The 22,719-nt window shown below is 40.8% G+C and carries 25 protein-coding genes; 4 read left to right on the top strand and 21 right to left on the bottom strand.

The annotated features are described in order from the left end of the window. Positions 1-101: 101 nt before the first annotated feature. From EZJ28_RS13030 to EZJ28_RS12935, 20 genes are all read right to left on the bottom strand, one after another. The gene (locus EZJ28_RS13030; RefSeq protein WP_131398582.1) at positions 102-824 is read right to left on the bottom strand and encodes a response regulator transcription factor; all 723 of its coding nucleotides are present in this window, start codon (positions 822-824) and stop codon (positions 102-104) included. Positions 825-828: 4 nt separating this feature from the next. After that, the gene (locus tag EZJ28_RS13025; protein WP_131398580.1) at positions 829-2,406 is read right to left on the bottom strand and encodes a sensor histidine kinase KdpD; all 1,578 of its coding nucleotides are present in this window, start codon (positions 2,404-2,406) and stop codon (positions 829-831) included. 64 nt (positions 2,407-2,470) lie between these two features. Further along, entirely contained in the window at positions 2,471-3,064 is a 594-nt protein-coding gene (gene coaE, locus EZJ28_RS13020) for a dephospho-CoA kinase (RefSeq protein ID WP_131398568.1), read from the bottom strand. Beyond that, positions 3,061-4,002 carry a YbbR-like domain-containing protein gene (locus tag EZJ28_RS13015; protein WP_131398566.1) on the bottom strand — a complete coding sequence of 314 codons (942 nt, stop codon included), beginning with the start codon at positions 4,000-4,002 and terminating at the stop codon, positions 3,061-3,063. The genes coaE and EZJ28_RS13015 overlap by 4 nt, the downstream gene beginning before the upstream one ends. Next, a complete protein-coding gene (locus EZJ28_RS13010) occupies positions 3,995-5,011 on the bottom strand; it encodes a glycosyltransferase family 2 protein (protein WP_131398564.1) in 1,017 nt (338 codons plus the stop codon). The genes EZJ28_RS13015 and EZJ28_RS13010 overlap by 8 nt, the downstream gene beginning before the upstream one ends. 98 nt (positions 5,012-5,109) lie before the next feature. Beyond that, positions 5,110-5,931, bottom strand: a complete 822-nt coding sequence (locus EZJ28_RS13005) for an enoyl-ACP reductase (RefSeq protein ID WP_131398562.1) — start codon at positions 5,929-5,931, stop codon at positions 5,110-5,112. A 180-nt stretch (positions 5,932-6,111) separates the two neighbouring features. Further along, a complete protein-coding gene (recN, locus tag EZJ28_RS13000) occupies positions 6,112-7,764 on the bottom strand; it encodes a DNA repair protein RecN (protein WP_131398560.1) in 1,653 nt (550 codons plus the stop codon). 58 nt (positions 7,765-7,822) lie between these two features. Next, positions 7,823-8,710, bottom strand: coding sequence for a DUF4835 family protein (locus EZJ28_RS12995; RefSeq protein WP_131398558.1), 888 nt, complete (start codon positions 8,708-8,710; stop codon positions 7,823-7,825). Beyond that, complete coding sequence (coaBC, locus tag EZJ28_RS12990; RefSeq protein WP_131398557.1) at positions 8,703-9,911, bottom strand: bifunctional phosphopantothenoylcysteine decarboxylase/phosphopantothenate--cysteine ligase CoaBC; 1,209 nt, start codon at positions 9,909-9,911, stop codon at positions 8,703-8,705. Before coaBC ends, EZJ28_RS12995 begins: the two co-directional genes overlap by 8 nt. Positions 9,912-9,925: 14 nt before the next feature. After that, on the bottom strand, positions 9,926-10,252 hold the full coding sequence (locus EZJ28_RS12985; protein WP_131398555.1) for a DNA-directed RNA polymerase subunit omega: 327 nt from the start codon (positions 10,250-10,252) through the stop codon (positions 9,926-9,928). Positions 10,253-10,262: 10 nt separating this feature from the next. Then, complete coding sequence (locus tag EZJ28_RS12980) at positions 10,263-11,087, bottom strand: outer membrane protein assembly factor BamD (protein WP_131398553.1); 825 nt, start codon at positions 11,085-11,087, stop codon at positions 10,263-10,265. Between the two features lie 123 nt (positions 11,088-11,210). Further along, the gene (gene dapA / locus EZJ28_RS12975; RefSeq protein WP_131398551.1) at positions 11,211-12,086 is read right to left on the bottom strand and encodes a 4-hydroxy-tetrahydrodipicolinate synthase; all 876 of its coding nucleotides are present in this window, start codon (positions 12,084-12,086) and stop codon (positions 11,211-11,213) included. Beyond that, positions 12,086-12,598 carry a DUF6913 domain-containing protein gene (locus tag EZJ28_RS12970; protein ID WP_131398549.1) on the bottom strand — a complete coding sequence of 171 codons (513 nt, stop codon included), beginning with the start codon at positions 12,596-12,598 and terminating at the stop codon, positions 12,086-12,088. The genes dapA and EZJ28_RS12970 overlap by 1 nt, the downstream gene beginning before the upstream one ends. 119 nt (positions 12,599-12,717) lie before the next feature. Beyond that, the gene (locus EZJ28_RS12965) at positions 12,718-13,416 is read right to left on the bottom strand and encodes a hypothetical protein (RefSeq protein ID WP_131398547.1); all 699 of its coding nucleotides are present in this window, start codon (positions 13,414-13,416) and stop codon (positions 12,718-12,720) included. 147 nt (positions 13,417-13,563) lie between these two features. Continuing rightward, the gene (locus EZJ28_RS12960; RefSeq protein ID WP_165499082.1) at positions 13,564-14,241 is read right to left on the bottom strand and encodes a M15 family metallopeptidase; all 678 of its coding nucleotides are present in this window, start codon (positions 14,239-14,241) and stop codon (positions 13,564-13,566) included. Positions 14,242-14,258: 17 nt separating this feature from the next. After that, positions 14,259-16,253 (bottom strand): NAD-dependent DNA ligase LigA, encoded by a 1,995-nt coding sequence (ligA, locus tag EZJ28_RS12955; protein WP_131398545.1) that lies wholly within the window; start codon positions 16,251-16,253, stop codon positions 14,259-14,261. A 16-nt stretch (positions 16,254-16,269) separates the two neighbouring features. After that, the gene (locus EZJ28_RS12950) at positions 16,270-16,941 is read right to left on the bottom strand and encodes a VOC family protein (protein WP_131398543.1); all 672 of its coding nucleotides are present in this window, start codon (positions 16,939-16,941) and stop codon (positions 16,270-16,272) included. A 2-nt stretch (positions 16,942-16,943) separates the two neighbouring features. Next, positions 16,944-17,546, bottom strand: a complete 603-nt coding sequence (locus EZJ28_RS12945; protein ID WP_131398541.1) for a TIGR00730 family Rossman fold protein — start codon at positions 17,544-17,546, stop codon at positions 16,944-16,946. Between the two features lies 1 nt (position 17,547). Next, a complete protein-coding gene (gene prmC / locus EZJ28_RS12940) occupies positions 17,548-18,399 on the bottom strand; it encodes a peptide chain release factor N(5)-glutamine methyltransferase (protein ID WP_131398539.1) in 852 nt (283 codons plus the stop codon). Between the two features lie 91 nt (positions 18,400-18,490). Continuing rightward, positions 18,491-18,976, bottom strand: coding sequence for a GNAT family N-acetyltransferase (locus EZJ28_RS12935; RefSeq protein WP_131398538.1), 486 nt, complete (start codon positions 18,974-18,976; stop codon positions 18,491-18,493). A 28-nt stretch (positions 18,977-19,004) separates the two neighbouring features. On the opposite strand from EZJ28_RS12935, the gene ribD reads away from it, so the two are divergent. From ribD to EZJ28_RS12915, 4 genes are read left to right on the top strand one after another with little or no spacing between them, the layout of a single operon-like run. Next, on the top strand, positions 19,005-20,063 hold the full coding sequence (gene ribD / locus EZJ28_RS12930; RefSeq protein WP_131398688.1) for a bifunctional diaminohydroxyphosphoribosylaminopyrimidine deaminase/5-amino-6-(5-phosphoribosylamino)uracil reductase RibD: 1,059 nt from the start codon (positions 19,005-19,007) through the stop codon (positions 20,061-20,063). After that, a complete protein-coding gene (locus EZJ28_RS12925; RefSeq protein ID WP_131398536.1) occupies positions 20,041-20,649 on the top strand; it encodes an HAD family phosphatase in 609 nt (202 codons plus the stop codon). Before ribD ends, EZJ28_RS12925 begins: the two co-directional genes overlap by 23 nt. Further along, positions 20,646-21,518: an EamA/RhaT family transporter gene (locus EZJ28_RS12920; protein ID WP_131398534.1), complete on the top strand. Its 873-nt coding sequence runs from the start codon at positions 20,646-20,648 to the stop codon at positions 21,516-21,518. Before EZJ28_RS12925 ends, EZJ28_RS12920 begins: the two co-directional genes overlap by 4 nt. Further along, positions 21,515-22,129 (top strand): YigZ family protein, encoded by a 615-nt coding sequence (locus EZJ28_RS12915; RefSeq protein WP_131398532.1) that lies wholly within the window; start codon positions 21,515-21,517, stop codon positions 22,127-22,129. The genes EZJ28_RS12920 and EZJ28_RS12915 overlap by 4 nt, the downstream gene beginning before the upstream one ends. Here the strand turns inward: EZJ28_RS12915 and EZJ28_RS12910 are convergent. After that, positions 22,126-22,524 carry a thioesterase family protein gene (locus EZJ28_RS12910; RefSeq protein WP_131398530.1) on the bottom strand — a complete coding sequence of 133 codons (399 nt, stop codon included), beginning with the start codon at positions 22,522-22,524 and terminating at the stop codon, positions 22,126-22,128. The two genes, EZJ28_RS12915 and EZJ28_RS12910, sit on opposite strands and share 4 nt — an antisense overlap. Positions 22,525-22,719 lie beyond the last annotated feature (195 nt).

Here is a 22,719-nt window from a genome sequence, read left to right as displayed (position 1 = left end):
AGTGAAATCTCCGGGCTTACTCCCTTATTATGATAAGGAAGTGTACCGCATCGCGGGGAAAGTCCGCCGCGATGCAGTAACTCCGGAAACTGAACTAAAACTTAAGCTTCGGTCTCTTCCTTGTTCTTAACAACAAGTCTGAAACCTTCTCCGTGGATATTAAGTATCTCCACGTTCTCGTCTTTTTTCAGGTATTTTCTAAGCTTGGCAATATACACGTCCATACTCCTGGAGGTAAAATAATTGTCATCTCTCCAGATCTTGGTAAGTGCGAGTTCCCTTGGCATAAGATCGTTCTCATGCAATGCCAGCAATCTTAATAATTCGTTCTCCTTTGGAGACAGTTTTTGTGGTTCCTCATCCTTGAAGGTAAGGAATCTCAGTTTTGAGTTCAGGTGGAAATCACCGATCTCGAACTCGAACTGCTTACTATCGGCAACACTATCCGTAGCTTTACGCTGCATGATCGCCTTTATCTTCATCAACAGCACCTCACTATCAAAAGGCTTGTTAAGGTAGTCATCTGCACCCACCTTGTAACCCTTTAGAACATCCTCTTTCATCGCCTTGGCGGTAAGGAAGATGATAGGCACTTCCTCGTTTTTATCACGTATTTCCTTGGCAAGAGTGAATCCATCCTTATAAGGCATCATCACATCCAGGATACAAAGATCAAAATCATCCTTTTTGAATTTTTCAAATCCTTCCATCCCGTTCTTGGCATGTGTTACCTCGTAATCGTTCATTGCGAGATAATCTTTAAGAACCGTTCCGAAGTTCGGATCGTCCTCAACTAATAGAATTTTCTTGTTTTCAGTTTCCATGTATTTAAGATATTAGTGGTAGTTTAATTATAAAGGTACTTCCTTTTCCTTTTTCGCTGTTCACGGTGATCTGTCCATGATGATCTTCAACGATCTGCCTTGCATAGGCCAGGCCAAGACCATGGCCCTTGATATTATGGATATCACCGGTGTGTTCACGATAGAACTTCTCAAATATTTTTTTCTGAACCTGTTTGCTCATTCCTACTCCCTGGTCTCTTATCTCACAGTAGATATAATTCTTAACGTTCGCAGTATGAATGTCTATCTTAGGAGCCTCTTCAGAATATTTAATGGCATTATCCAGTATATTCACTATCACATTTGAAAAGTGATCCTGGTTAGCCAGCACTGAAGAGCGCAAGGCTCCAAAATGCGTCTGAATATAGCCTCCCCTGTCATCTACGATTAGCTCTACATGACGTATTGCGTCTAGAATTAAATCGTGCAACTGGTGTCTTTCCTTTTTTAGATCGAGTTCATTCTTCTCCAGCTTAGAGATACGCAGCACATTCTCAACCTGGGCATGCATCCTCCTGTTCTCATCCTTTATCATCTGCAGATACCTGGAAACCTTGGATTGATCTCCCATGATCTTCGGATTCTTGATCGCATCCAGCGCCAGGTTTATTGTCGCGATAGGCGTCTTGAACTCGTGCGTCATATTATTAATAAAATCTGTCTTTATCTGCGATATCTGTCTTTGCTTAATCAATTGTGAAAGCGCACTTGAGTATGCAATCACGATGATAAGTGTGAAAATGATGGAAAGACTGGCCATCAGAATCACCGAAGAGAGCACCGCTTCCTTCTTTTGAGTAAAGTTAACCAATAATTGGTAACTACTGTTGCCTACACTATCCATAAATAACGGCACCGCATACGTGGCCGGGTGGTTGAGACTAAAATTCTCAGAATGCAGGTTGGTAGCAATTGAATTACTGTACACTCCATACTCAAAACCGGTTTGCATGTCTCTTTCCTTTATTTCCTCGGCAAGTAACTCTTCAAGGGTTTCTCCTGAAACCCTTTTATGTACCGGTAATCTGCTCACAAGTTCGGAAATTGCAGAACGAAGAATATCCTTTTCTACCTCTTCCATTCTTGATATTCGTTCTATATGTTCAATCCTTTGCCTTGCACTCAAATTATCACCGTCCAGTTGATTGTTGTTCACGATATCGGTCACCCGCTTGTTAATCATTTTGGTGAACTGTATACTATCCTGAGCAAACTGTAAAAATCCCGAGGTAACCTTATAATCTTCTTCTAATATGGTTTCAGAGTTGAAAAGGGTCTCGTTCCGATTCTCGTTCCTGCTGGTATAAAAATATTCGGTTAAGGTTCTGTCACTAAGTTTACTATTCGTACTGTCAGGATTCTTAAACTGAAAATAGTATTGCTCGAATTCCCTGTTCTGTATCTCTTCAGAAACGTTTAGGAGAACCTGTTTCGCATCATAAGAAAACTGCTCTTCCCGGTCATCTATCGTGCTTTTGATCCAATATCCCTGGACGAAAATAATGCCAATTAGGGATAAACTCATGAGAGCTACGAGAAGGACAAAAAGCTTCTTATTCATGCGGTCAAAAGTAATATTTTAACATTTAGACATTAAAGTGTTTAACCAAATGTTAACAGAACTTCTAGCAATTTTTGCCTGCTTTTAAGATTTCTTCGTGGATATGTTTAACCTGAAGCCGGGTCTGCCCTAATTCAACGTTTTTTATTATGAAATTGGCAAGTTTGCGCTTCTTTTCATCACTCCACTGGTTATTCATTCTTTGCCTAATTTCTTCTGTAGAGCTATTATCCCTTTTCTGAAGTCTCTCTATTCTTAAATTTTGCGGAGCGGTGACAAGAATGTTGAAATCGCACTTTTTATAACTTCCTGTCTCAAATAAAATAGCCGCCTCATAGATCACATACTCCCCCTTCTCTTCGGTAAGCCAATTCTGAAAATCGATTTCTACGGCAGGATGGATTATGCTGTTGAGCTTCTCCAGCTTCATTTTATCATTAAACACCTGTGCAGCTATGAATTTCCGGTTGGGACTATCTCCGGTATAGGCTTCGCTGCCAAACAGGGCTATAACTTTTTTCTTTATTTCAGAAGAAGTATTCAGCAATCGTTTCCCGGCATCATCAGCGATATAGACGGGTACCCCCAGTTCTCTGAAAAAACCAGCTACGGTGGTTTTTCCGCTCCCTATTCCCCCGGTAAGGCCTACAATTTTCATCTCTTGATCACAAATTGAATTCGCCTTTCGTTAAGTCGCAGGTTATTCACAAACTTTGGTTTTTCCTCAATTTGCGCCAGCATATAATCGTCTCCCTCAGAAATACTCTTATAATCACAAACCACCCTGAAGTCTGAAGCGCTAACCTTATCAAATTCCTTCAGATTCACCTGATAGTAAACTATCACGGTTTTAGGAAAATAAGCAAGGTTAAGGCCTTCGGGAATATTGATCACATCTACCGGCACTTCGGCACTACCTTCAGTAAATTTGCTTACCGGCTGAAAATACTTTACGCTGTTTTCATAAAAGCTCAACATTCCAAGGTTGGAAGTATCTATTTTTACACTGCCTTCCAGATCGTTGTTAACCTTATTAAGCTGAATGGATTTTGTAGGCACGGTAATAATACTGTCTATGATCTTCTCCGGTCCGCTTACCCTTATGGAATCGGGTTTCAGTCTAACAGGCTGATCGGCTGAATATCCTACCGCATAGTTCACTTCTATATTTGGAAGAACCTTGACCATTTTTTCCTTTTTGAATTGAAAAGGGATCACGATCTCATCCTGGATGATCCTGGATTTTTCAAGATCTATCTTTAACTGTTCCTCTATTTCGGTAAGGTGATTCTCAAGCTGATATACCAGGTTGTTTTCGGTTTCCTGAGCCCTGGAAAGGTCTATGGTAAGCTGTGGATTAAAGATCCTGTAATAATATATACTGAAACCATTATCCTGGATCTGGAGATCCACATGGTCTGGCCTTTCATCTGAAATACTCTTGTCCAGAGGTGCATTAATATATTTCAGAGGGACTTCAATAAGCTGGGTATAGGTCTTTGAGAACTGAACCAGCACCCATACCACGGTGGCGAACCCCAGAAAAAAACTGAAGGTCTTTAAACTTGATTTTTTAAAGCTTGGTCTTTTAAACACCTGATACCTTTTTAAAGAATAATTGAGGAAACGCCTTTTGCGGCTCCCTGTTCATAATCCCGATCCTTATGGCAGACATGAAAAATCCCCAGCCATAACCTGCAAACTGAATAATTACTGCCTTTATAGAGAGTATTCCAATATAAAGACTTTTATATTTTATCGCAGCATCCATGCCAACAATTAGAAAATAAATAAGGTAAGCTCCAATAAAGAAGATTTCCCCCGCCAGCAGGGCGGCAAGGGCAAAGAATAAACCTAGTATAAAAAATAAAGGAAACCAGTAGGTGATCCTGGCCGAGCCGGGATGCCATTTGTTTAAAATTGGGCGCACCATCCCGAATTTCTTAACCTGTATGTAGAATTTATTCCAGTCTATGCGTCGTTTATGAAAGACCTTCGCATCTGGAATCAGGCAGGTGGTAAAACCAGCTTTCTTAAGTCTTAAACTAAGATCGGGGTCCTCACCGGGATGTATCTGCCCGAAACCTCCACTTTTCTCAAAGGCTTTCCTGCTAATGCCCATATTAAAACTTCGCGGCTGGAATTCGTCCACAGCCTTTTTTCCACCTCTTATTCCTCCGGTAGTAAAGAAAGAGGTCATGCTATAATCTATGGCTTTCTGAACATTGCTGAAAGAAGGATGGGCGGCATCAGGACCGCCAAAGCAGTCACATGGATTTACGGAAAGGAATTTATGTACGTGACTTAAATAATCTTCCGGAAGGATCACATCAGAATCCAGGATAATGAAATACGAAGACTTTGCCTTTCTCATTCCGTAATTACGGGAATCACCGGGACCGGAATTCTCTTTATAGTAATAGGAGATATCCAATTGATCTGAAAACTCCTTCACCACTTCTTCAGAACTCAGATCTGAGCCGTCTTCCACGATCACCACTTCAAAGGGAATCGAAGCTATAAGTTTTTGCATGCTTTCCAGCAATTCCCTGATCTCTTGGGGACGATTATAAACAGGAACTATAAAAGAATATTCAGGCTGCATGCGAAGCATTTTAAGAAAAAACCAGCTGTAAAATTAGCCTGTCCGTACTTCTCGACTTCGCTCGAAGTGACATAGACTTTACAGCCGGTTTTATAAATTTATTCTTCTTCCCGCGTGAAAGCTTCCATCACTTCCTGGCTTACACCGGTATTGGAGAAACCACCATCGTGATAAAGGTTTTGCAGGGTTACCTTTTTGGTAAGATCAGAAAATAATGTAAGTGTATATTCAGCACATTCCTCTGCAGTCGCGTTTCCAAGCGGAGACATCTTTTCAGCGAAAGAAATAAACCCGTCGAATCCTTTCACTCCCTGTCCTGCCGTGGTTGGCGTTGGGGATTGTGAGATGGTATTCACCCTTACTTTTTTATCTTTTCCGAAAAAGTATCCAAAACTACGGGCGATAGATTCAAGATAAGCCTTATTATCGGCCATATCGTTATAATCAGGAAATACCCTTTGAGCTGCCATATAACTAAGCGCCACGATACTTCCCCACTCATTCATTGCGTCTTTCTTATAAAGAACCTGCATGGTCTTATGGAAAGAAACGGCTGAAACATCCCAGCCTTTAGTGGTAAAGTCGTAGTTCATATTGGTATAATGATTCCCCTTTCTAACGTTGACAGACATACCTATGGAGTGAAGCACGAAGTCTATCTTTCCGCCAAGGATCTCCATGGCCTTATCCACAAGGTTCTCAAGATCTTCAATTTTTGTAGCATCTGCTGGAACGATCTCAGACCCGGTCTTTTCCGCTAGGTCCTTAATATTACCCATTCTCATAGCGATAGGTGCATTAGTGAGCACAAATGTCCCGCCTTCTTCATGTACCTTTTCGGCAGTTTTCCAGGCGATAGAATTTTCGTCAAGAGCGCCAAAAATGATTCCTCTTTTACCTTTAAGCAGGTTATATGACATGTGATTTATATTTTATGGTTGTTCGCCTGTAAAGATAGGAAAGTTGTTTGAATTCAGTTCGCAGTTTTCGGTATTCAGTGTCAGTGACCAGTTAGCAGTAAAAAATTCAATATTTAAAGTTCAAAACCTTACTACACTAAGCATCATTTAAGGATCAATTTTGAATCCATAAAATAAAAGCTAGTTCAAAAGGGATTTAGCGTGTGCCATGGCCGAATCACTTTTAGTATTGCCGCCCAGCATAAGAGCAAGTTCTTCTATACGAGCCTTTTCATCCAGCCTTATGATCCTGGTTCGGGTGGTTTCCTCATTATCTTCCTTAAAGATCCTGAAATGAGAAGCTCCCTTCCCCGCAATTTGTGGTAAATGAGTGATGGCGATCACCTGCATATTATTGCCCATTTTCTGAAGTATCTCCCCCATTTTCTGCGCGATCTCGCCGGAAACACCGGTGTCTATCTCATCAAAAATGATAGTAGGCAGATTGCTCTGGGCAGCCAGAATGCTCTTTACGGCAAGCATGATCCTTGAAAGCTCTCCTCCGGAGGCCGCTTTCTTCATTTCTTTAAAACTCCCTCCTTTATTAGCGGCCAGATACCATTCCAGCCTGTCCCTTCCGTTTGAAAGAAATTCCTCTCCCTGTTCCAGTTCAATATTGAGTCGGGCATTGGGCATTCCCAGGTCTTTCAGTATCTGTTCTGTCTGCTCAATGAAGGCGGGGATGATTTTTTTTCGGTTTTCGTAGAGTTTATCAGCGGTTTTGGAAAGCCGGGCTTCCTGTTCCTTTATCGCCAGCTGTACTTCGTTCAGGGCAGTTTCGGCATTTTCGGTTACTGAAACCTTTTCACGAAGATCATTCATGATTTTCAGTAGTTCCTCAACATTTTCGGCATTATGCTTTTTCTGAAGATTATAGATCAATTGCAGTTTTTGATTCACCGTCTCCAGTTCTTCAGGATTAGCCTCTACCCTTTCCAAAGCGCTAGTCATTTCAGCTTCAAGATCATCCAGCTCAATAATGGCACTTTGAATACGCTCATAGAAAGACTCATAATTCGAGGAAAACTGGGCGATCCTGGAAAGATGAGACCTTACCGATTTTAAACTCTCAAGGCTGCCAATTTCTTCCTGCTGGAGGTAATTGATGGCAGAACCAAGGTTTTCAGTAAGCTCCTCCACATTATTCAGTTCCTCATACCTTTCTTCCAGCTCATCCTGCATTCCGGCCTGGAGCTGAGCTTCTTCAAGCTCATTGAGAAGGAACAGATTGTAATCATATTCTTTTGCCGCCTGAGACTGCTCCTCTTTTAACTCATCAAATCGCTTAAGCAGCGCTCTGAATTCCTTAAGCTCACTTTTGTATTCTATGATAAGAGATTCATTCTTTGCAATGGTATCTATAACCTCAAACTGGTAATCTGAATTCCCCAAACTCAGGGTTTCGTGCTGACTGTGAATGTCTATAAGATAGGTTCCCAGGTTCTGAAGTGCCGTTATCCTAACCGGTGTATCATTTATGAAAGCACGAGATTTGCCTGAAGGCAGGATCTCCCTTCTGATAATACTGTTCGGTTCATAGTCAAGATCCTCCTTTTTAAAGAAATTCTCCAGCTTATAGTTCGAGATACTGAAATTCCCTTCTATAACGCATTTCTTTTCAGAGTCCCTTATAGAACTAAAATCGGCCCGGTCTCCAAGCAGGAGCCCCAGAGCCCCAAGCATGATGGATTTTCCCGCGCCCGTCTCACCTGTTATAATGGTAAATCCAGACTGAAGATCAATATTGATATCTTCAATTAAAGCGTAGTTCTTTATAGAAAGGGATGTAAGCAAACCGATTAAAATTTGCGCTAAATATACGTGAGAAAAAAATTGAAATCAACCAAAAAGCCTACTGAATATTTCGCCAGTTCTTAGAATACCTTGGCGCAATATTGTTGAGGGTCTCCACTAGCTCATTACTATTTATGGAAGGCCCTCCAGAAAAGATCTGGGAGATCTCATCGGCCTTGGCATCAAAAAAGACTCTGAGGAGCAGAGAATTATTTCTCCTGTTATTCATCACCTCGAGTTTTTCCATTGCTGCGGCAATATTTTCTTTTCCTCCAAGTACATCTTCATGCATCACGTCAAGACCCAGACGGTGATAGTCGTACAGCGCCTGCCTGTACTCAGCATAGGTGTTGGCCAACAGATCGGCGTTAAGACGGTATCTTGACCTTTGTCCATCGGCCCCTCTCCAACCCTGCGAATTCCCTTGCTGTGCAGTGGTGACGATGCGGTTAGCCTCCTCAAAGTAAGGAGTTCCTCCTTGTGGAGCAAAAGTATCGGCATCCAGCCCCAATATGGTATATACATAAAATGAGATCACCGAAACCAGATTGGAAGTGTAACTGTTCTGGCTGTAATTGAGTGGCTGATACTCGCGGTAATTAAAACTTAACTGTTCATCGTTAAAATTAAAAACCGGAGTGATCATGGATGTACCATATACTGGTCTTGAAGACTGCACCTGTATACTGCCATTAAAGCTTTCTCCTTCAAAGCTGTTAATGGTGATGAACATGCTGCAGTTAATGCGCTCATGATTCTGAAAATCCCTTTCGGTCCAGGTTGTCTGGTTTATGAATTCACTAAGAGCTCTTTGAAGCGTGTTGAATACCGAAAGATTTGTCTGGCCGGTCTGTTCGGCATTGATTATCACTTCACAATTAAGTTGTTGTGCAGTAGCAACCTGCATTCCAAAAAAGATAAGTATGAAGCTTAAAATCTTACGCATTCAGCAATTCTATGATCTCGGTTAAAATATCCCTGGCAACCTCGGTTTTGGGTTTCAGTTCAAAATCCTTGATAATGTTAGGATAAATAATACTTACTTTATTGGTGTCTGTTTTAAAACCAGCACCTTTATCATTGAGTGAATTTAATACAATAAAATCAAGATTCTTCCTTTTGAGCTTATTTCTTGCATTTTCAACCTCGTTGTTAGTCTCCAGGGCGAAACCAATAAGTTTTTGATGCTCTTTCCTTTCTCCCATACTGGCCAGTATATCTTCGGTCCTGGTAAGCTCCAGACTAAGAGATTGATCATCCTTTTTGATCTTCTCACCGGCTACGGTTACGGGCTTGTAATCGGCTACGGCTGCTGAAGCTATAAACACATCTGTATCCTTGAACCTCGAGCTTACAGCTTCATACATTTCATGAGTACTGGTAACTTTAATAAGATCAACCCTGTCATCATCCATACTCAGATGCGTTGGCCCCGAAATCAGGCTAACCTCAGCTCCCAGTTTTACAGCTGCCCGGGCAATCTCATAACCCATTTTCCCGGTAGAATGATTTCCTATAAAACGCACTGGATCTATAGCTTCGTATGTGGGCCCCGCAGTTATAAGTATCTTCCTGCCTTTAAGAGGAAGATTCTCGGTATAATGTTCTTCAAGAAATTTCAGTATTCCCTCAGGTTCAGCCATTCTGCCTTCGCCATGCAGCCCACTGGCGAGTTCTCCGTCTCCCGCCGGAATCATAATATTCCCATATTCCTGCAGGATCTTGAAACTATTTTTAGTGGAAGGATGTTTGTACATGTCCAGGTCCATCGCGGGTGCGAAGAACACCGGGCATTTGGATGAAAGATAGGTAGCGAGCAAAAGATTGTCACTATTCCCCGAAGCCATTTTGGACAGCGTATTCGCTGTGGCCGGGGCTATAAGCATGAAATCAGCCCAGAGGCCGAGTTCAACATGATTGTTCCATTGCGCGTTTTCGTCTTCCTCATCTGTAAATGAAGAATAGACTTCATTTTTGGAAAGTGTGGAAAGAGTAAGCGGAGTGATAAATTCTTTAGCGGCCGGAGTCATGACTACCCTTACCTGGGCACCGGCTCTGATGAACAAACGTACTAAACTGGCAGTCTTATAAGCGGCAATACCACCGGTAACGCCCATTAATACCTTTTTACCCTTTAGTACCGACATGTTCGTGCCCGATTCTATTCTTCGGTCTCTTTTGTATTTCTCCAGTAGATCTTGTCTTCCAGCCATTCCTGGATAGCAAGAGCCTGTGGCTTCGGAAGCCTTTCGTAAAATTTAGATACCTCTATCTGCTCCTTGTTCTCGAAGATCTCATCTAAAGAGTCATTATAAGTAGCAAACTCGTCCAGTTTCTCCAATAATTCCTTTTTGATCTCTCCATTGATCTGCGTAGCTCTTTTGGCAACTATAGAGATCGCTTCATAGATATTCCCGGTTGGGTCATCTACTTTATTCCTGTCTATGGTAGTAGTGTTTACCGGCGCATCAATTTTCTTAAAATCCATCATTCCTAAATTAAAAGTTCTGTAGTCTTTTTTCTATGTCTAAAAGGGATTCTTCCAACTGGGGAAGATATTCACCTTCAGGATAATATTTTTTATAAGAATTGCTAAATTCTTTAGCGTTTTCCAGTCTTTCTTCCATCAACACCTGAAAACTGTTAATTGCCAGTTTATAGGCTGAATCAAATCTGTAATAATAGGCCGCTTCCCTGAACGGAGAACCGGGGTAATCGGCAATAAAGTTATTGAAAGACGCGATCGCTGCCTTATAATATTCAGTGTGATGATACTGTTTTGCGATCTCGTAGGCCTTCTTCTCCAGTTTGATCCTTAGCTCGGTAGCCATCTCATTGGCAGGCTCTACAAACTCCCCTTCCGGATACTTATTCAGATATACCTGTAATTCTTCGATCGCCTTATGCGTATCACTCTGGTCAAGATTATATCTGGGAGACCTGTAGTAAAAGCTGGCCGCTCTTTTATACGAAGCCTCTTCAGCTTTTTCACTGTCGGGATATAGCTGAAGGAACCTTTCAAACTGGAAAGGAGAAAGATAATAATCCCCCAGTGAGTAATAGGTATCAGCTAAAAGGAAAACAACCCTCTGCCCCTGAGGCTTTCCACGGAATTGAGGCTCTATCTGCTCCAGTAATCTTAAAGCTTTTCTCAACTTCTTATTACTATCTTCAGCTTTACCTTCGTTATACAATTCCTCAGCCGTGCTGTATTTCGCAGCAGTGTCATCACTTTTAAGCAACTTCTGGTATTCACCGCAGGACAGTGTGAGCATTAGTAAACTTAAAACGAGAATTCCTTTTTTCATGATACGTAAAAACATCTGGCAAAAATACATTTTTTGTGACTATAAAAAAAACTTTCCTCAACCTGTGCAATAACCCTGTTTCTAAGGGTTTATTGCAGACCAAGCCTGGTTTCTCAAATAATTCTGATCTAATAGGAATCAGAATTTTTCCATAAATGCATTTATCCTGGACTGCAAATTTTCACTTGCCTCAACCAACGGAAGCCGCAGCACATTGCTTATCATTCCCTTTTTGGCCAGAAGTGCTTTGATCCCGGCCGGGTTACCTTCAGCAAAAATAAGGTCTATAGAGGGAGCTATCCTGTAATGAAGTTCATAAGCATCTTTCACTCTGCCATCCAGTCCTGCTCTTACCATATCTGAAAATTCCCGGGGCAGCCCCTGGCCTATCACAGAGATCACTCCTTTTCCTCCCGCAAGGGTCATGGGAAGTGTGATCATATCATCTCCCGAGATCACTTTGAAATCTTCAGGCACCAGGCTTATGAGTTTCATTGCCTGAACTATATCTCCGGCCGCTTCCTTTACCCCAATCACATTGTCCAGTTCCCTCGCAATACGATTAATGGTCTCTGGCAGCACGTTAGAAGAAGTCCTTCCCGGTACGTTATAAAGTATTATCGGTAAGGGAGAAGCCTCCGAAACAGCTTTAAAATGACGAAATACACCTTCCTGAGTAGGCTTATTGTAGTATGGTGAGACTGAAAGTATCGCATCAAAACCATCAAGATCTGCCGATTTTAGTTCTTCTATTACTCCAGCGGTATTGTTCCCGCCTATACCCAGTACCAATGGCAATTTTCCTTCATTAGCCTTTTTTACTACAGATTTCACCAACTCCTTCTCTTCCTGCTTTAGTGTCGCACTTTCAGCCGTAGTTCCCAAAACCACAAGATAGTCTATACCATTCTCAATCTGGTCTTTAACAAGGCTTGCCAAAGCTTCGCTATCTACACTTAAATCCTCTTTAAATGGAGTGATAAGAGCCACTCCTGTTCCCACAAAGGCATCCATCAATTATTCTTTTTTAAGATTTTTAAATATTTCAATGCTTCCTGTTGAAAAACCTCAACCTCCCGGGCATCTATCTCAACATCATAGATCCCATATTCGTCCGGGCTGTTACCTATTCTGATCCTAGCTTTAGTAAGAGCCGAAAGTAAGGCTGAAGCCACACTGTTCTTTGAAAAATAACAAAGTATGAAATCAAAGTCCTCTTCTGTAAAACTTCTAATCTCCTCACTTCTGAATTCACCTCTTAATGAAATCTCCTTCGAGTCTAGAACAGCAGCTTCGATATCTTCTGGTAAATTCTGCCTGGAGCCACAAATAACAATGTAAAAATTCTCCTTTTTTAGCTGAACCAGCTCGTAAAAATCAGTCAGCTTCCATTTTTCATCCAAATTATCAGCATCAATTATCAAACCGGCTTTGCCCGAAAATTCACTTTTCACATCACTTTTTGAGCCAAGCGCCTTACGGATCTTCTTTAAGTAAAAAACATTCTTCAGGTTACCGCTAATCATCGATTAAATTTGGAGGGCAAATGTAAATAATTTAAAGGAAGAAGAAAGCTAATAAGCATAGGCTATCACAGGATAATATTGGAATTTAACAGCTTTGTATTTTTTGTGAAATGCGGATATTAAACCAGATTGATTAGCCTGAGTTTCTTTTCTTCGGTCGCAAAGAACTCAAAAGCCAGGATCACACTGGCAAACCTGAGAACATTCTCAATGAAAATCACACTGGGGTCCCGAAGATAAAAAGCCGCCATATCCCTGAGAACATCCGCCACGATAAGGGATAATACCATGCTGATGAAAAATACCGATTTTCGTGAAAAAGAATTCAGGTAGTAGATAAGAGCCACGATTCCGAGCACAATGAGATTGATGTAATAAACAGAATAAAAACCAAATTCCAACATCCCGGTAATATGTATTTCCAGCTGTTGTAAATGCTGAAAGAGGAAATAGATATTTACGGCTATAAGGACAAAAAAGAAAAGCAACATGAACTTATTAGCTGCTTCGCGCTGAGTATATCTTAAGGCTTCCCTCATGAGAAAAAAATAAGAGATCATATTTATAAAAACAGCGAAAAAGAAAATCAATCTTTGCTCATGGAAATAAAACATGGTGGTAGCGAGAAGCGAAAAGCTAAAAAAGCCGGAAATATTCAGATTGTAAAATTCAAGTCTCCTGTAAAAACCAATGAGAAGCAGACAGTAAATAAGAATTTCAGCGGTTGTGGCTAACCATTCCAGTTCATAAATCTCCGCTGTTAAATTAACCACTATAAGCGGGAGGCATGCCAGTATAAAAATACGGCTATATTTCATAATTTCGATTAGGGATTTGGGGCTGCAAATATCCTTAAATTTTATCAGATTAGGAAGCAAATACGCGCTTTTCATTAATAAAAACAGTAAAAGCCGCCCAATACTGCGGTTTTCATAATTACCAGAAAGATAAGACTTAGAAAAAATCTACTCGACAGGAAAATCAAAATAAGTATCCGGATAGGGTTCCGGGATGAATGTATAATGCCACCATTCTTCCGAATAATGCCGGAAACCATGTTTTCTCATTACCCTTTTTAGCAATTCCCGGTTCTTTTTCTGTTCAGCTGTTATCTGATTAGTGTTATGATGGGATATCTCACCAAAAAAATCATAGGTACTGCCCATATCCACTTCTTTACAGCTTTCAGCATGGATCAAAGTAAGATCCACGGTGCTGCCGCGCGAATGTCCCGATCGGGACGCTATATAACCCAGTTCAAAAAGGTCTTTTTTTGCAACATCAGGATAGAACTCCTGCTTCTTCAGCGTATCATTCCGGTCCCTCGCCCATTCAATGAACTGGTTCACGGCTCGTTGTGGCCGGTAAGCATCAAAAATCTTTAGCATATAATCCTTCAGAATCAGTTCCTTTTGAACTTTAGCCAGTGCCTTTGCGGCAGGTTCGCTCAAAATAGCCTGTTCACTATTATAGCCCCACACAGGCCCACCGATAAAATTATTGTCCCCTGCATACCGAATCTCGTATACCACCCCGGGAACCTCATTATCTATATAAACAAAACCCTCCGGCAGTACTTCTGACTGAGAAAAACAGTTATTAAGAGCCGCCAGTATAAAAAACAGGATAAGTCTAAATTTCAAAGCAGATAAGTTTAAAGTCAGTTCACCATCGCGAGAAAATCGTCTTCGCTTATGATATTGGTTCCTAATTTTTCAGCTTTGGCCAGCTTACTGGGACCCATATTCTCACCGGCCACCAGATAATTGGTCTTTGAAGAAATAGAACTGGAGACCTTCCCGCCATTATCCTCAATGAGTTTCTTGAGATCATTACGGGAAACCTTTTCAAACACTCCCGAAATCACAAAGGTGTTTCCTTCAAGTTTATCGGTCTGGTTCGCCAGCTTCTCAGCAGAAATCTCAAGCTGCACGCCATACTCCCTGAGTCGCTGAACATTCTCCCTGTTCTCTTCATTTTTGAAGAAATCAACCACACTCCAGGCGATACGCTCACCTATTTCATCAAGATTGATAAGCTCCTCTTCTGAAGCAGCCATCAATGCATCTATATTTTTAAAGTGTTTTGCAAGTTTCTTTGCGACCGTCTCCCCTACGTATCGTATTCCCAGGGCGAACAGAACCCTTTCAAATGGAACTTCCTTGGACTTTTCGATTCCATTGATCAGGTTTTCGGCCGACTTGTCTGCCATTCTTTCCAAAGGCAAAACATCCTCCTTTTTCAAGGTATACAGATCAGCGTAATTACCAATAAGATCTGCATTCACCAGCAGCGCGACCGTCTCCCCTCCAAGACCTTCAATATCCATGGCCTTCCTTGAAATATAATGCTGAATACGGCCTGTGATCTGGGGAGGGCACCCATTGGTATTGGGGCAGTAATGCTGAGCCTCGCCTTCATTACGAACAAGTTCTGTATTGCATTCAGGACAATGGGTGGCATACTGAGTAGGCTCAGAATCGGGATCCCGTTTGGCAAAATCAACCCCGACTATTTTAGGAATGATCTCCCCGCCTTTTTCCACAAATACGGTATCCCCTTCCCTTACATCCAGTTTTTCTATCTGATCGGCATTATGAAGCGATGCTCTTTTCACCACCGTTCCGGCCAGTTGCACAGGTTCCAGATTCGCGACCGGAGTAATAGCCCCGGTACGTCCCACCTGGTAGGTAATCTTCTTCAGTTTGGTACTTTCCTGTTCTGCCTTGAATTTATAGGCCATGGCCCATCGCGGAGATTTGGCCGTATGCCCTAATTCTTCCTGCTGGTGAATATTGTTCACCTTCACCACTACACCATCAGTCTCGTACGGCAGGTCATGACGATGCTCGTCCCAGTAATTGATATATTTAAGCACTTCCTCTATGGAATCTTTCAGCTCTGATTCTTCCGGAACTTTAAAGCCCCATTCACGGGCTTTTTCAAGACCTTCATACTGGGTTGTGATGCCCGTATTATTACCAACGATACTATATAGAAGACATTCAAGCGGCCTTTTGGAAACCTCTGCACTATCCTGAAGCTTCAAACTACCAGAAGCAGTATTTCTGGGATTTGCATAAGGTTCTTCCCCAATCTCCACTCTTTCAGCATTCATTTTCGCAAAACCTTCATATGGCAGAATGATCTCTCCCCTTATGTCAAATTTTTCAGGATAATCTCCCTTAAGTTTTAAAGGAACAGAACGTATGGTTCGAACATTATTGGTCACATCGTCTCCCTGAAAACCATCCCCCCGGGTTACCGCTTTTTTAAGCCTTCCATTCTCATAAGTAAGACTAATGGAAGCTCCATCATATTTTAACTCACAAACATATTGCACCTTACCTTCAACTATCTTCCTTATCCTCTTTTCCCAGTCTTCCAGCTCTTCCTTGGAATAGGAGTTTGAAAGGGAATACATCCTGTGATCATGGACTACGGTTTCAAAATTCTTAGTGACCGCTCCCCCCACACGCCGGGTAGGTGAATTCTCATCCTGGAATTCAGGATACTTTTCTTCAAGCTCCTGAAGCTCCTTCAGCTTCATGTCAAATTCATAATCACTAATCTGAGGCTTATCCAGCACATAGTAATTGTAGTTATGCTGTTGTAATTCTTCGCGAAGACTCTGAATTTTCTTTTCGACGTCCATGTAAAATCAGTTGGTATTAATTCTTGGAAATTTTCAATTCGTTATCACTGTAGCTAAGATCGAATTTATCGCCCCTATGTTCAAATTCCAGCTCAAAGGCCGACATATAGGCTTTATCACTTGTAGGGAACCAGTCTTTAAGTTTATTATTTATAGTAATGAGAAGTCCAGAAGGCTCTCCTATCGCGCAAAACCTCTCATAATCCCCATCAAACCTATGCAAGCCGCATTCGAGGTTCACCTGTTCGAATTTTTCCTTCACGTTGTCTGTAACCAAACCTATTTCGGCTATTCCTACGATATTTGAAGGATCAAAAATGGCAGATTTCGGCTTGCTGAAATCACGCCTTGAGATGAACTCCATGATATTTTTATCACAGTCATAAAAATAGACAGACATCGCCTGCCAGTTGCTGAAATCGATGATTTTCTCCTTATTATGCCTTAGTGCCGACATCTTATTTTCTATCCAGGCAAGGGCTTCATGCTCCTGTCTGTCCGGAATATGAAAAGCAATATGATAGGGTGTTGCGTTCTCTTTGTATTGAAATCTTAAAACCGAATACCCGGCCACAATTTCAAAGCTTTTTTCAGAATAATTCCTTACTTCAAAATTAAGCTCATCACGATAGAATTTAAGCTGCTCCTTTATATTATCACTGTAAATTGTAAGCTTAGTAATTTTCATTATCAGGTCTGGTTTTTATTCATCCATTTCGGAACCGGTTTCGGCTCAAATCTTCTCATCTCCTCCAGAAGCTGTTCAAAATCATCATATACTAATAGTATATCCAGGTTATCCTGTTTTAGCAGTCCTTTTGAAGTCATTTTATGAAGCATGCTTACAAGATCGTCATAAAAACCGCCAATATTAAGCAGTCCGATGGGTTTTCTGTGTAGTCCCAGCTGGGCCCAGGTAACGATCTCAAACAGCTCTTCAAAAGTTCCGAAACCACCCGGCAATGCCACAAAACCATCACTTAGTTCATTCATGGTCAGTTTACGTTCATGCATATCATTAGTAGTGATAAGTCTGTCCAGTCCATCATGAACAACCTCTTTGGTCTTCAAAAAATCGGGGATCACCCCGGTCACCTTCCCATCGTGATCCATCACCCCTTTAGCTACCTGACCCATAAGGCCAAGTTTACTTCCGCCGTAAACCAGCCTTATATTATTATGGGCAATTATTTTCCCAATATCGTAAGCTGTTTTATATATCTCGGTATCGTTCCCATCACTGCTGGCGCAGAAGACAGCCAAATTGTGAATATTATTAAGAGGTTGGCTCATATTATCTATTTAGTGATGCTTTAAGCATACGGAAGTTTCCAAAAATATCCTTTTTCAATTCGGTTTCAAAACCTGAATTTTTCAGCAGTTCTTCGGTTTCAGTAGAGAGGTACTGATTTATTTCAAAATATAAGCATCCCTGAGGTTCCAGGGCATCTTTCGCGAGCGAGGCGATCTTTTGATAAAATAAAAGGGGATCTTCATCTTTTACATATAAAGCCTTTTCGGGTTCGTGATCCAGTACATTCCTGTGCATCTCTTTTTTTTCGAGTTCCCGCACATAAGGTGGATTTGACACGATAATATCGAACTTCCAGTCAAGTTTTTCAGTTTTAAGGATATCCCTTTCCTGAAAATTCACCTCCACATGATTTTCTTTTGCGTTGTCTTTCGCCAGTTTCAAAGCTTCAGCCGAAATATCAAAAGCATGAACCTCACTACCCTTAAGCTTCTTACCGAGGCTTATCGCAATGCATCCGCTGCCTGTCCCAATATCCAGAATCCTGATTGGCTTACCCGCATTCTTGAAGTCTAACACTATCCACTCTACCAGTTCTTCTGTTTCCGGCCTGGGAATAAGAACTTCTTTATTAACTCTGAATATTAAACCAGAGAACTCTTCCTTACCTATAATATGTTGTATAGGTTCATGATCTTTCAGCCGAAGCTCTGCATGTTCGAACCATGCTTTTTGCTCTTCCGACACTTCAAAATCGGTATTGAGCGCAGCTTCGAGTCTGGTCATCCCTAAATACTCTTCGGTAAGAATATTGAAAAATGATTCAATTTCGGTTACAGGATAATCTTCCTTCAACCGATCTATGAACTGAATCTTTAAATGAGAAAGAAGCATTTTAAAGCTGAAAGTTTTAAGTTAAAAGTATAAGCAACAAATTGATGAAATTAGTCTTTATGCCATACCGCCAAGGGCTTGTTCTTCAAACCTATAGTTGTTTCGTCATAAAGACGGTGCAATTATAATGACCGGTATTGCCTAATGGTTTCTCAATTACCTCAAACCCGTTCTTATCATATAATTTACGGGCATTTTCCATATAAGGAAGGGTTTCAATATAGCATTTTTTAAAACCCATATTTTTCCCGAATTCAAGACAACGAGTGATCATTCTGGTTCCTATTCCCCTTCCCCTGGCTTCCGGAAGAAAATACATCTTCTGGAGTTCACATATTTCATCTTCCATACCCGTTAGAGGAGCGATTCCTGCCCCACCGATAATTCTGGAATTTTCTTCTACTACAAAATAAGTGCTCCTTTCATCTTCATAAGTCTGCGTCATATCATCAAGAGCTTTATCTTCATAAGCCGTACCCACCTTTGGTACGCCCATTTCAACCAGAACACTTCTTATCAGGTCTTTAACCTGCTGATTGTCTTCGGGTTTTATTTCCCGAATTTCCCATGTACTCATTCTGCCTAATTAATTCTATTTTTGTGTGGTGAATATAAGCGAAAAATACATAAAACGCTGCATAGAACTTGCCCGAAACGGCCTTGGAAGCACCTATCCAAATCCGATGGTTGGAAGTGTGATCGTACATGACGGAAAGATCATTGGAGAAGGCTGGCACAGGAAAGCCGGAGAAGCCCATGCCGAGGTCAACGCGATCAATTCGGTGAAAGATGAGAAGCTTCTGCAGGATTCAACGATTTATGTTAGTCTTGAGCCCTGCAGTCATTATGGAAAGACACCTCCCTGTAGTGACCTTATTATAGATAAAGGAATCAAAAAAGTGGTCATTGGTACCATGGATCCTTTTGCAAAGGTAGCAGGCCGGGGAATTAAGAAACTGTTGGATGCCGGCTGCAAAGTGAAAGTAGGAGTTCTGGAAGAGGAATGTCTGGAACTGAACAAACGCTTCTTTACTTTTCACAAAAAAAGGCGATCTTATATAATACTTAAATGGGCACAGACCCAGGATGGTTTTATCGCACCGCAAACAAAAGCCGAAAATAAACCAGTCTGGATCACCAATAAATATTCGGGTATTCTGGTTCATAAATGGCGTAGCGAAGAGACTGCCATTCTCGTTGGAACAAAAACGGTACTAGAGGATAACCCCAATCTGAATGTAAGAAAATGGAATGGTGAAGATCCTGTTAGGTTAATAATAGATAAAGACTTAAAGATCCCCCGGGAGACTTCCGTTTATAACAGGGAACAAAAGACTATTATTATCTGTAGTAAAAAACCGGAGAATCAAAATAGAGATAATCTGATCTTCGAAGAAATCGATTTTTCGGATAATATAGCCACGGAGATCTGCGATATTCTTTACAAACACGAATTGCAATCGGTGATCATTGAAGGAGGCTCAAAAACAACTCAGCAGTTCATAGATAGTAATCTTTGGGATGAGGCCAGAATTTTTACCGGAACGACACGTTTTAAAACTGGTGTAAAAGCTCCTCTTTTGAATGGAAATCTCGAAAACGAGTTGCTGATTGCAAATGATAATTTAAAAATTTACAGAAATGATCAAGGCGATAATCTTTGATTTTGGTGATGTTTTTATCAGCCTGGATAAAGCTGCCACAACAAATAAACTTAAGGAAATCGACATTCACGACCTACCCGAGTCTCTTATGGCCAAGAACAGGGAATATGAACAGGGTTTTGTTACTTCCGATGAAATTTCTGATCATTATACAACTGAGTTTCCCCAGCTAAATTCGGAGGATTTTCTAAATGCCTGGAATTCCATTCTGCTGGAATTTCCCGAATATAAATTCAGGTTTATTCAGAAACTCTCCCGGGAAAAGAACTATAAACTGATTTTGCTGAGCAATACCAACGAAAATCATATAGAATATATAAAGAACAATGTCTCATTTTATGAAGATTTCAGGAATTGTTTCGATGCTTTTTACCTTTCCCATGAGATAGGTCTTAGAAAACCAGATCCCGAGATTTTTGAATTTGTTCTCCAACAGCATAACCTCAGGCCGGAAGAATGTCTCTTTATTGACGACACGGCTGAACATGTTGAATCTGCGGCAAGCCTTGGTTTTCATACCTGGAATATCGAGCCTACCCGGGAAGATGTAATAGACTTGTTCACCACTAAAAGTGACTTATTTTGATCTACCTGCTTCTTAGTGTATTATCGTCTACCATAATATTTGTGGTATTCAGACTTTACAAAAAGTTCAATGTTAATACTCTTCAGGCGATCATAATTAACTACTTTATTGCCTGCACGGTTGGCTTCTTCGGTTATATTGAAGGTTCAGATTTTACGCATGTACCATCCGAAAACTGGTTCCCTGGGGCATTAATGCTCGGAGCGCTTTTTATCACTGTTTTCAACCTTGCAGCCATAACTACTCAGAAAAGTGGCCTTTCGGTAGTGGCAGTAGCTACGAAAATGTCGGTTGCCATTCCGGTTCTCTTTGGAATATTCCTTTATAATGAAAGTACAGATGCTCTAAAGATTACAGGAATTGTCCTGGCCCTGGTAGCTGTTTACCTTACTTCCATAAAGACAAAAGAGGGCCTTAATATAAAGAGCAAGAATCTTATTTTCCCTTTGCTTGTATTTTTAGGTAGCGGAATAATAGACACCAGTCTCAAATATCTTGAAACCAGCTATGTTGCAGAAGATGAAGTAGGCCTCTTCTCTTCTACCATATTTGCTGTGGCAGGAAGTCTCGGAGTATTAATACTTATTGGTCAGGCGTTTATGGGAAAACTTAAGATCACCTGGAGGAATATACTTGGCGGGATCGCACTGGGAATTCCGAATTATTATTCCATCTATTTCCTGGTAATGGCTTTAAGAAGTCATGGATTTGATAGTTCCACCATCTTCACCATCAATCATGTCGCTATCGTGACATTTTCAACAATAACCGGAATCCTTTTATTTCATGAAAAGCTGTTAAGGAAAAACTGGATAGGCCTCGCCATTGCCGTAATTAGTATAATTCTCGTAGCTAATTCAGCGATATGAAAGATACGTATCAAAGCATTACAAAACCTTCACCCGAAGTCCTTTTTAAGGACAGGAATTCAAAGTTTTTCGGCTATGCCTTTCCTATAAAATCGGAAGAAGAGGCAAACGAACATATTGAGGAGTTAAAATCAAAACACCATAAGGCCCGTCACTGGTGTTATGCCTGGCAACTGGGAAAGTCAGAACAGGATTATCACTACAGAGCTAATGATGACGGGGAACCTTCTAATTCTGCAGGAATGCCTATTTACGGGCAAATACAATCTTTTGATGTCACCAATATACTCATAGTAGTGGTGCGTTATTTTGGAGGAGTGAAATTAGGTGTTGGGGGACTCATAAATGCCTATAAGACTGCAGCCCAAATGGCATTGGAACAATCTGATATCATTAAAAGGACTATTGATGAAATCTTTGTGGTGAAGTTTGATTATCCTGAAATGAACAAGGTAATGCAGGTTATAAAACAGAACAACCTGAACGTAATTGATCAAAAACTGGAGATCGATTGTAAGATCTATCTTTCAGTTAGAAAAAAAGATGCCGAACAGATCTATTCCAAATTTGACAACACCTATAAGGTGGAGATCACCAAACTGAAAGGTTAATCTTTCAGTTTTTCCAAAATATATTTTGGGCAGCGAATAGGTCTTCTCGATTTCGCATCCATAAAAACCAAAACCGAGGTTGCTGAAGTAACCAAATCACCTTTTGAGTTAAACACAGAGTAATCAAAAATAATTTTAACATTTGGCGTTTCCCGTAAACGGGTTTCCACCCTAAGATCTTCGTGAAAAGTAACAGGTTTGTGATATTTCAAATTTAATTCGAATACCGGCAACATAACACCCTCCTCTTCCATACTTTTGTATGAGATCCCGAGTGACTCTAACCAGTCAATTCGGGCCATTTCAAGGTATTGAGGATAATTACCATGATGCACCACACCCATTTGATCGGTTTCGGCGTATCGGACTTTAACAAAAGTTTCGTGTGATTTCATGTAAAAAAAATAGCCTTTTTGAGAAAGGTTTTTTATATTCAGGCTCGGAACTAAGTATGCATAAATTTTTCTTAAAATTCAACCCCAAAATGGTTTTTTTTTTACATTTTTTGTTCACATATTTGTTCCGCTCGAGTTGGGAAATTCAATTGCCTGACTTCCAACAGAACTTACTACTAACCTAAAATAACGTTT

The organism is Gramella sp. KN1008, from assembly GCF_004332155.1.
Classification (GTDB): domain Bacteria; phylum Bacteroidota; class Bacteroidia; order Flavobacteriales; family Flavobacteriaceae; genus Christiangramia.
Note: the sequence above shows the minus strand (reverse complement) of the source record. Positions and strands in the feature narration are given on the sequence as shown.